The organism is Meridianimarinicoccus aquatilis (genome assembly GCF_004358675.1).
GTDB classification, from domain to species: domain Bacteria; phylum Pseudomonadota; class Alphaproteobacteria; order Rhodobacterales; family Rhodobacteraceae; genus Meridianimarinicoccus; species Meridianimarinicoccus aquatilis.
Window position 1 is genome coordinate 1 of the sequence record NZ_SMZO01000088.1, and the last position, 9,620, is coordinate 9,620.

At 57.2% G+C, this 9,620-nt stretch carries 5 protein-coding genes, 3 tRNA genes and 3 rRNA genes; 5 read left to right on the forward strand and 6 right to left on the reverse strand.

Annotation, left to right across the window (positions count from 1 at the left end):
- Positions 1 to 177: 177 nt before the first annotated feature.
- The 4 genes from E2L05_RS20900 to E2L05_RS19475 all read left to right on the forward strand — a co-directional run bounded on the left by E2L05_RS20900 (position 178) and on the right by E2L05_RS19475 (position 3,480).
- Positions 178 to 354 (forward strand): hypothetical protein, encoded by a 177-nt coding sequence (locus E2L05_RS20900; protein WP_165971821.1) that lies wholly within the window; start codon positions 178 to 180, stop codon positions 352 to 354.
- A 189-nt stretch (positions 355 to 543) separates the two neighbouring features.
- A complete protein-coding gene (locus tag E2L05_RS19465; RefSeq protein WP_133344599.1) occupies positions 544 to 1,110 on the forward strand; it encodes a hypothetical protein in 567 nt (188 codons plus the stop codon).
- Positions 1,110 to 1,559, forward strand: a complete 450-nt coding sequence (locus E2L05_RS19470; RefSeq protein ID WP_133344601.1) for a hypothetical protein — start codon at positions 1,110 to 1,112, stop codon at positions 1,557 to 1,559. The genes E2L05_RS19465 and E2L05_RS19470 overlap by 1 nt, the downstream gene beginning before the upstream one ends.
- Positions 1,560 to 1,929: 370 nt before the next feature.
- A complete protein-coding gene (locus tag E2L05_RS19475) occupies positions 1,930 to 3,480 on the forward strand; it encodes a recombinase family protein (RefSeq protein ID WP_133344603.1) in 1,551 nt (516 codons plus the stop codon).
- Between the two features lie 105 nt (positions 3,481 to 3,585).
- On the opposite strand, the gene E2L05_RS19480 is transcribed toward E2L05_RS19475, so the two are convergent.
- From E2L05_RS19480 to E2L05_RS19505, 6 genes are all read right to left on the reverse strand, one after another.
- A tRNA-Met gene (locus E2L05_RS19480) sits at positions 3,586 to 3,662 on the reverse strand.
- A gap of 59 nt (positions 3,663 to 3,721) precedes the next feature.
- Positions 3,722 to 3,836, reverse strand: a 5S ribosomal RNA gene (gene rrf, locus E2L05_RS19485).
- A gap of 101 nt (positions 3,837 to 3,937) precedes the next feature.
- Positions 3,938 to 6,850 (reverse strand): 23S ribosomal RNA (locus tag E2L05_RS19490).
- A 397-nt stretch (positions 6,851 to 7,247) separates the two neighbouring features.
- Positions 7,248 to 7,323, reverse strand: a tRNA-Ala gene (locus tag E2L05_RS19495).
- 91 nt (positions 7,324 to 7,414) lie between these two features.
- Positions 7,415 to 7,491 (reverse strand) — tRNA-Ile (locus E2L05_RS19500).
- A 193-nt stretch (positions 7,492 to 7,684) separates the two neighbouring features.
- Positions 7,685 to 9,148 (reverse strand): 16S ribosomal RNA (locus E2L05_RS19505).
- The 16S, 23S and 5S rRNA genes sit together here with 3 tRNA genes alongside, the layout of an rRNA operon.
- A gap of 196 nt (positions 9,149 to 9,344) precedes the next feature.
- On the opposite strand from E2L05_RS19505, the gene E2L05_RS21005 reads away from it, so the two are divergent.
- The coding region (locus E2L05_RS21005; RefSeq protein ID WP_208016285.1) for a hypothetical protein at positions 9,345 to 9,620 on the forward strand (276 nt) is incomplete at its 3' end.

The following is a 9,620-nucleotide window of genomic DNA, read 5'->3' on the forward strand; positions in this document are numbered from 1 at the left end:
GCGTAGCCCCCGCCTTGCGCCGCGCCACCCGTTTTTACGCCATCACTCGGAGGCACGCGCGATAACGACCGCGACACGACGCAAGACCTCGCTCACCCTTGATGCGACGGCCCTCGATTCTGCCCGAGCCCTCGGAATCGACCTCTCGGCCGTGGAGGCCAGTTTGGCTCGGTGCGCATGATCGCGGTCGAAAGCGACCAACTGCCCCCAGACTCTCCGGTCGCGATCATTCCGTTGCTTTTCGACTACCCGTCGGTGCGTCTGCCGAACCCCATAATCCGGCTGGACGTGGTGGAGTTCATCTACGCCACTGCGGAGTTCTGCAACAACGCCGTTTGGACTTTATTTCGATAGTACAAGCTGATGACAACGTCCGCTTCCCCATCCGAGTTTAAGGGGCAAGGGATAGGGTTTCTGGAGGTGGGCGCTGCGGTGCCGGTTTGCCATGCGCGCGTTTTGAGACGCGCATGGCAGACCTCCTCCGCTGCTTTGGATGAGCAAACTGTTGTGCGTGTCGTTTCCTCAAACTTAACGGAGCCGACAATGCTTAATACCATTTCCACTTCCACGATAATTCCCAGCCAAACCGCCGCGTGGCGGGAGGCGCTCGCCATTGGCGATATCGTGTCCTTTCGCTTTCCCGTCGCCGAGGACCGCACCGACATCGCCCCCAAGGCGCGCCCCTGCCTGGTGCTTGATCTGACCCTGATCGGCGAGATTCGCTATGCGACGCTGGCCTATGGCACCAGTTCGCAGTGTCGGTTCAACTCCGGCTATGAGGTGCGGCTGAGCGCTGCGGCCGACTACGCCGCGGCGGGTCTGCACGAGCCGACGCGGTTTATCGGCACGCGCCGCCTGATGGTGCCACTCAATCACCGCGGGTTCGTCATTTGCGCCAAGACCGGTGCGCCCGTGCTTGGGCGCGTTCAGGAAAAGACCGCCGCACGGATGCACGCCGTGCGCGCGCGGATCCAGGCGGAGGCGGACATCGCCGATAATCACCGGCGGACACAGCGCAAACGGAGCGGATCCTTTGGCCGGATGGCACCGCAATTCTCGGTGGCGCGTCGCCGGTCGAGGCCCAAACCGATCCGCAAGGAGGGCGTGTGATGTTGGGCGTGCCTGCGCTCCCAGTCCCCGCTCCCGATCTCGAGGTCCTCATTGCCGACGCCGTGACGCGTGCAATTACCGCGCGCGCAACCCTGCGCAACGAGATTATCCCGACGCTGCCGCCGAAGGAACGCAGCTTCGCGCAGCATCTGGCGAATACTCTGCACGGTGAGCGGCTGTTCGACACCGCGGTGCGGACTGACCTCGAGACGTTTGTCGCGCGGGTCGAGGACGTCATTCAGCGCGGGACGGTCTCGACCTATATTCTGGATACTTCGCCGGAATGTATGACCCCAACGGGCGGCTGGACCGAGACGGTTCAAACCCCGGAGGCAGCCGCGCTTACTGTCGCGATCGCTGACCTGCGCGACCTGCTGCGCGCCATCACGGCCGTGCAGGCCCGTGTCATCGCGCAACGCCTTGGCGCGGATCTTTTCGCGCAACGATAGACGGCTGCAATAGACGAGAAAGCGCCCGCATCGGTTCTCACCAATGCGGGCGTCCCTTGATGGTTCAGTCATTTTCAGCCCGACCCTGGCTTCGCCGCTTCGAGTTGTTTCATTGTCTCAAAGGGAAGGAAACGCGGAATGGACCTCAACAAATTGATCGAACTCATCGCTGAGCAGGTTGCAAGGGAGGTCATAGAGGCCTCCAGCCACATGTCAGTCGCAGTATGTTCAAGGGTATGGCGGCTTGCCCGGATCGCGCAAGGCTGTCGCTTGCACTTGCTCAGTCAAGTATGAATATCCGTCTTGCCACGCCGTCCCGCGCATTGAATGCTGGACCCGCCCCGCACTTGCCCGAAGGAACGACCCACCAATGCAGTCCAGGCCCCAACGCGTCGCGATTTATGCGCGATACTCAACCGAGTTGCAGAACCCATCGTCAGTGGTGGATCAGATCGCCAAATGTCGGCGCTTTGCCGAAGCGCAGGGCTGGCGCGTTGTCCAGGATTACAGCGACAAGGCGGTTTCAGGGGCCTCCAACCAGCGGCCCGGGTATCTCAACCTGATCGACGACTTCGGGACCGATGCGTTCGACATCGTGCTGACCGAGAGCCTGGACCGGATCAGCCGCGATGCCGAGGACACGGCGCATTTCTACAAACGCGCGCAACACCGCGACATCCATATCCACACGCTGGACCAGGGCAAAGTCGGGCTACTGAAGATCGGCTTTTCCGGCCTGATGGGCAGTATGTTTCTGGAGGCGCTGTCACAAAAAACCCATCGGGGGGTCGAGGCCGCCGTTCAGAAGGGCCAAAGCGGCGGCGGGCGCAGCTATGGATATCAGGTGGCGCGAACGCCTCAGGGCGACCGCATCACCGGCGCGCTGGACATCGTCCCTGCGGAGGCAGCGGTCATCCGGCGCATCTTTCAGGACTATGCCAACGGGGTCTCACCCCAGCAGATCGCGACAGCGCTGAACGCCGAAGGTGTGCCCGCCCCGCGCAGCGGACGCGCGACCGACGGCCGCTGGCGCCAGAACACAATCAACGGCAACCGCGAACGCGGCACCGGGATCCTGAACAATGAACTGTATAACGGGCGGCGGATCTGGAACCGGCTGGAATACCGCAAACACCCCGACACGCGCAAACGCGTCTCGCGGCCGCGTCCGCGTGAAGACTGGCAGGTGTTCGAAGAGCCCGACCTTCGGATCATCGACGCGGCGCTCTGGGATGCCGTAAAGGCACGCCAGGGCGACATTCAGCAGATCCGCGCAACGCGCCCCAAAAAGGATCGCAACGGGCTTTCGGAAAGCCAGGCGACGCGGCGGCGAAAGTACCTTCTGTCGGGCTTGGTCGAATGCGGACAATGCGGCGGCAATATGACCGTCGCAGGCGCGGCCAAACGGAAGCGAGACTATTGCGCGAATCACAAGGAAAAGGGCGCGTCGGTTTGCTCAGGAATGCCGGGGGTTCTGGTGGCTGACCTTGAGCCTCTGGTTCTGGAGATTTTCAAGTGCGAACTGATGACAGACGCGGCCTATGCGAGGTTCCAGCGCGATGTGGAGAGGCATCTGGAAGCGGCTCAGGACGGGGCCCGGGAAACGGTGGCCGAGCTGACCCGGCAACTCAAAGCAGCGCGCCGCCGGCGTGAAGGGCTGATGGTCAATATCGAAGCAGGACGGGTGCCGACTTCGGTCTTTGACCGGCTGGAAGAGACCGAAGCGGAGATCACGCGGCTGGAGTCGGCGAGCGCGGCGGCGACCCCTCATGCAGTCGAGCTGCCCGAGAATTTGCCGGAGTTGTATCGGGCGCGGGTCAGGGAACTGGAGGCTGTTTTGGGTGCGCAGGACGCGGCCGGGACGGCCAGCGAGGAGGTCCGGGCGCTGATTGATCGCCTGGTGATCCGTTCTGAGTCTTAGAGTCTGGGCGATAGCGTTGAGGTTATTGGGGAATTGGGTGCGATTCTGGGTTTATCGGTCAGCAAAAAAGCCGCGGCCCATTTGGGTGCGGCTTGATTGTTAATTTGGTTGCGGGAGTAGGATTTGAACCTACGACCTTCAGGTTATGAGCCTGACGAGCTACCGGGCTGCTCCATCCCGCGTCATATATTTTTTGTTTTTGGTATCGTTATGAGAGATATATTTGTTGGCAGCTTTCTAGGTTTGGCGATGACCTACTCTCCCACGACTTAAGCCGCAGTACCATTGGCGCGACAGTGCTTAACTGCCGAGTTCGGGATGGGATCGGGTGTTTCACTTGCGCTATGATCACCAAACCGAGGAAGCTGCCAACAAGATCCCCGAAGGGATTGTTCCAAGTCATGCACACGTATTGTGTACGGCTTTTGTCAGTTGAAGTTTCTGGCTTCTACTGGATCAAATCAAGCCTATCGGACCATTAGTACCGGTCAACTGAACGCATTACTGCGCTTACATCTCCGGCCTATCGACGTGGTGGTCTACCACGGTCCTCAGGGATACCTTGTTTTGAGGGGGGCTTCCCGCTTAGATGCCTTCAGCGGTTATCCTTTCCGATCATAGCTACCCTGCACTGCGGCTGGCGCCACAACAGGTCCACCAGTGGATCGTTCACCCCGGTCCTCTCGTACTAGGGGCAACTCCTCTCAAGTATCCTACACCCACGGCAGATAGGGACCGAACTGTCTCACGACGTTCTAAACCCAGCTCACGTACCTCTTTAAACGGCGAACAGCCGTACCCTTGGGACCTGCTCCAGCCCCAGGATGAGATGAGCCGACATCGAGGTGCCAAACGGTGCCGTCGATATGGACTCTTGGGCACCATCAGCCTGTTATCCCCGGCGTACCTTTTATCCGTTGAGCGATGGCCCTTCCACTCGGGACCACCGGATCACTATGGCCGTCTTTCGACTCTGCTCGACTTGTCAGTCTCGCAGTCAGGCTGGCTTCTGCCATTGCACTCAACGAGCGATTTCCGACCGCTCTGAGCCAACCTTCGCGCGCCTCCGTTACGCTTTAGGAGGCGACCGCCCCAGTCAAACTACCCGCCACACAGGGTCCCGGATCCGGATAACGGACCGCGGTTAGACATCAAGCAAAGCAAGGGTGGTATCTCAAGGGAGGCTCCACGACGACTGGCGTCATCGCTTCAAAGCCCACCACCTATCCTGCACATGCTTGGCCTGATGCCAATGTGAAGCTGTAGTAAAGGTGCACGGGGTCTTTCCGTCTAACCGCGGGAAGCCTGCATCTTGACAGGCAATTCAATTTCGCTGAGTCCACATTTGAGACAGCGGGGAAGTCGTTACGCCATTCGTGCAGGTCGGAACTTACCCGACAAGGAATTTCGCTACCTTAGGACCGTTATAGTTACGGCCGCCGTTTACTGGGGCTTCAATTCGGAGCTCTCACTCCTCCTTTTAACCTTCCAGCACCGGGCAGGCGTCAGACCCTATACGTCGTCTTGCGACTTCGCAGAGCCCTGTGTTTTTAGTAAACAGTCGCCACCCCCTGGTTTGTGCCCCCGCCCAAAAGTTGCCTTCTGAACGGGCCTCCTTCTCGCGAACTTACGGAGGTATTTTGCCGAGTTCCTTAAATGTGGTTCTCTCAAGCGCCTTGGTATTCTCTACCAGTCCACCTGTGTCGGTTTAGGGTACGGTCTGATGGAGGGCTATTTCCAGGAACCGGTTAGCGGCCCGCCCAATCCGATAAGGGCGAACAACGTCTCCGATCCGTCACATCCTCCTGGCCTAGGAATATTAACCTAGTTCCCATCGTCTACGCATTTCTGCCTCGACTTAGGGGCCGGCTTACCCTGCTCAGATTAGCTTTAAGCAGGAACCCTTGGACTTTCGGCGACAGGGTCTCTCACCCTGTTTGTCGCTACTCATGTCATCATTCTCACTAGTGATCACTCCACCGGATGGCTCACGCCCCGGCTTCAACGTAAACACTGTTATCTGCGCTACCGCTTCGCTGCTTGAGCGCGGAGTTGCCTCCTTGCCTGCACAACGGGCGGTAAAACAGATAAAGTGTTATATCACACTACGCTCCGCTACCATGCCTTACGGCATCCTCAGCTTCGGCTCATGGCTTGAGCCCCGTTACATCTTCGCCGCAGGACAACTTATTTAGACCAGTGAGCTGTTACGCTATCTTTAAAGGATGGCTGCTTCTAAGCCAACCTCCTGGTTGTTTTGGTCGTCCCACCTGCTTTCCCACTTAGCCATGAATTAGGGGCCTTAGCTGGAGGTCAGGGTTGTTTCCCTCTCCACTACGGGCGTTAGCACCCGCAGTGTGTCTGCCATCTAGTACTCCCGGGTATTCGGAGTTTGGTTAGGATCAGTAAGCCTGTGGGGCCCCATTACCCATCCAGTGCTCTACCCCCCGGGGTATTCGGATGACGCTCTACCTAAATAGATTTCGCGGAGAACCAGCTATCTCCGAGTTTGATTGGCCTTTCACCCCTAGGCACAACTCATCCCGACCTTTTTCAACAGGTGTGGGTTCGGACCTCCAGTACGTGTTACCGTACCTTCATCCTGGTCATGCCTAGATCACTCGGTTTCGGGTCTGATCCACCTAACTCATGCGCCCTATTAAGACTCGCTTTCGCTGCGCCTACACCTAACGGCTTAAGCTTGCTAGATAGACCAAGTCGATGACCCATTATACAAAAGGTACGCCGTCAGCTCGCAAGGAGCCTCCGACTGATTGTAGGCGTTCGGTTTCAGGTACTGTTTCACTCCCCTCGTCGGGGTGCTTTTCACCTTTCCCTCACGGTACTGGTTCGCTATCGGTCAGTAAGGAGTACTTAGCCTTCGAGGGTGGTCCCCCGATCTTCAGACAGGATTTCACGTGTCCCGCCCTACTTAATACGTCAGATCTCGCTTAGCATACGGGGCTGTCACCCATATCGCCCAACTTTCCAGATGGTTCTGCTCACGATCACTGCTCGGCTGGTCCCCGTTCGCTCGCCGCTACTAGGGGAGTATCAATTGATGTCCTTTCCTCCGGGTACTTAGATGTTTCAGTTCCCCGGGTTTGCTCTAAAAACCCTATGTATTCAGGTAATTAGTACCTGGTTTACCCTCCTATTTTGTCCTACCGCGCGGAGCGCCACTTGAGGACAAGCCTCGCATAGTCTCAACGCCGTAGTATAAATAGCAGAATATCAGGTGGGTTGCCCCATTCGGAAATCTCCGGATCAAAGCCTATTACCGGCTCCCCGAAGCTTATCGCAGGTTATCACGTCCTTCATCGCCTCTTACTGCCAAGGCATCCACCAAACGCCCTTCTCGCGCTTGATTTGATCCAGAAGAAGCAAGATGCTCTTCCCGACCCCCGCCTTTTGTAAATGTCAGGGGCTTAAGATCAAAAGTCGTACTTTTTCCCGGCATCTGCGCTGGTTCGCAACAGATGCTGTTGTTGGCTTGGTCCCGTGCGGAACCAAACCTGGTTAGTGTACTTGACTTGGAACAAAACTACGTTCGTGCGCTGCCCGAAGGCCTCGCACCGGCTTTCCTTACGCGGAAAGCCCGTAGCTCTGATGTTGTATCTCTCTAAACGATGTCAAATCCGCAGCCGAAGCTGCGTGTCCGATTGGACGGGAAAGGATGAACCGCGACCGCGTCGCTACTTGAGCGCGGGTCGCTTCCTTGCCGATCTAATCGGGGGTGATGATCTTGAGTATCCGAAGTTGGTGTTTGGTGGAGCCTAGGAGGATCGAACTCCTGACCTCCTGAATGCAAATCAGGCGCTCTCCCAGCTGAGCTAAGGCCCCGAGCTTTTACCGCCCTGACGGGCAAGTCCACTCCGTGCCGCGCCTTGCGCGGTGCGGAGCGTCGCCGCAATGTGTTCGACCGCGGCAATCATGGTGGGTCGAGGAGGACTTGAACCTCCGACCTCACGCTTATCAGGCGTGCGCTCTAACCACCTGAGCTACCGACCCAAAACAGACCGGTAGGTCTGCAACTTCCTGAAGAGATATGAGGACGGCCTGGCCGTATATGTCACTTCCGACCAAATGGCCGTGCCTTCGTGAGAAGGACCGTGACTGCTAAGTGTTTCACGATGATCATGCGCTGCCGCCTCGCTGCAAGAGCGACTTGGCATCTCATGGATCATGCTAGAAACATCCTTAGAAAGGAGGTGATCCAGCCGCAGGTTCCCCTACGGCTACCTTGTTACGACTTCACCCCAGTCGCTGATCCTACCGTGGCCGCCTGCCCCCCGAAGGTTAGCGCAGCGTCGTCAGGTAGAACCAACTCCCATGGTGTGACGGGCGGTGTGTACAAGGCCCGGGAACGTATTCACCGCGTCATGCTGTTACGCGATTACTAGCGATTCCGACTTCATGGGGTCGAGTTGCAGACCCCAATCCGAACTGAGACAGTTTTTTGGGATTAACCCATTGTCACTGCCATTGTAGCACGTGTGTAGCCCAACCCGTAAGGGCCATGAGGACTTGACGTCATCCACACCTTCCTCCGGCTTATCACCGGCAGTTCCTTTAGAGTGCCCAGCCGAACTGCTGGCAACTAAAGGCGTGGGTTGCGCTCGTTGCCGGACTTAACCGAACATCTCACGACACGAGCTGACGACAGCCATGCAGCACCTGTATGAGATCCAGCCGAACTGAAAGATCCATCTCTGGATCCGCGATCTCTATGTCAAGGGTTGGTAAGGTTCTGCGCGTTGCTTCGAATTAAACCACATGCTCCACCGCTTGTGCGGGCCCCCGTCAATTCCTTTGAGTTTTAATCTTGCGACCGTACTCCCCAGGCGGAATGCTTAATCCGTTAGGTGTGACACCGAATAGCATGCTACCCGACGTCTGGCATTCATCGTTTACGGTGTGGACTACCAGGGTATCTAATCCTGTTTGCTCCCCACACTTTCGCACCTCAGCGTCAGTATCGAGCCAGTGAGCCGCCTTCGCCACTGGTGTTCTTCCGAATATCTACGAATTTCACCTCTACACTCGGAGTTCCACTCACCTCTCTCGAACTCTAGACTGATAGTTTTGGAGGCAGTTCCGGGGTTGAGCCCCGGGATTTCACCCCCAACTTTCCAATCCGCCTACGTGCGCTTTACGCCCAGTAATTCCGAACAACGCTAACCCCCTCCGTATTACCGCGGCTGCTGGCACGGAGTTAGCCGGGGTTTCTTTACCAGATACTGTCATTATCATCTCTGGCGAAAGAGCTTTACGACCCTAAGGCCTTCATCACTCACGCGGCATGGCTCGGTCAGGCTTGCGCCCATTGCCGAAGATTCCCCACTGCTGCCTCCCGTAGGAGTCTGGGCCGTGTCTCAGTCCCAGTGTTGCTGATCATCCTCTCAAACCAGCTATGGATCGTCGGCTTGGTAGGCCATTACCCCACCAACTACCTAATCCAACGCGGGCTAATCCAATGGCGATAAATCTTTCCCCCGAAGGGCTCATAGGGTATTACTCTCCGTTTCCAGAGGCTATTCCCTACCATTGGGCATATTCCCACGCGTTACTAACCCGTCCGCCGCTAGATCCGAAGATCTCGCTCGACTTGCATGTGTTAGGCCTGCCGCCAGCGTTCGTTCTGAGCCAGGATCAAACTCTCAAGTTGAAACACCCGAAGGTGTATCCTTGACGTTCGAACCTCTGCACATCATTCAATGCGCTACCGCTTCGCTACTTGAGCGCAACAGTCTCGCACCAAACATCTTCTGTTTCTCGTGCATCAGTTTCCAAAGAAACGTGATACCGACAAACAGTGAAGCTGACACTTCATCATCGGACCCAAAAGCCCTAGAAGCGTTGATATGAAAGAGGCTGATCCATCGAACAGACCAAACCGCCCACATATCTCTTCAGATACTCAATTGTCAAAAAGCGCGGGCCCCGAAAAGCCCAGAGACAAAATCAACCGTGTACCGCCAAATCTACTTGGCGCTACCCGCTCAAATCTGCCCAAATTCTTGTTCCCGAAACCGCTTGGCTGCCTAAGCAACCGTCCGGCCCGTTCCCCGTCAGTGCGTCGCCGCCCCGTCGGTGAAGGGGTGTCTAAACAGACCAAACAAAAGGCGCAAGCAGTTTCT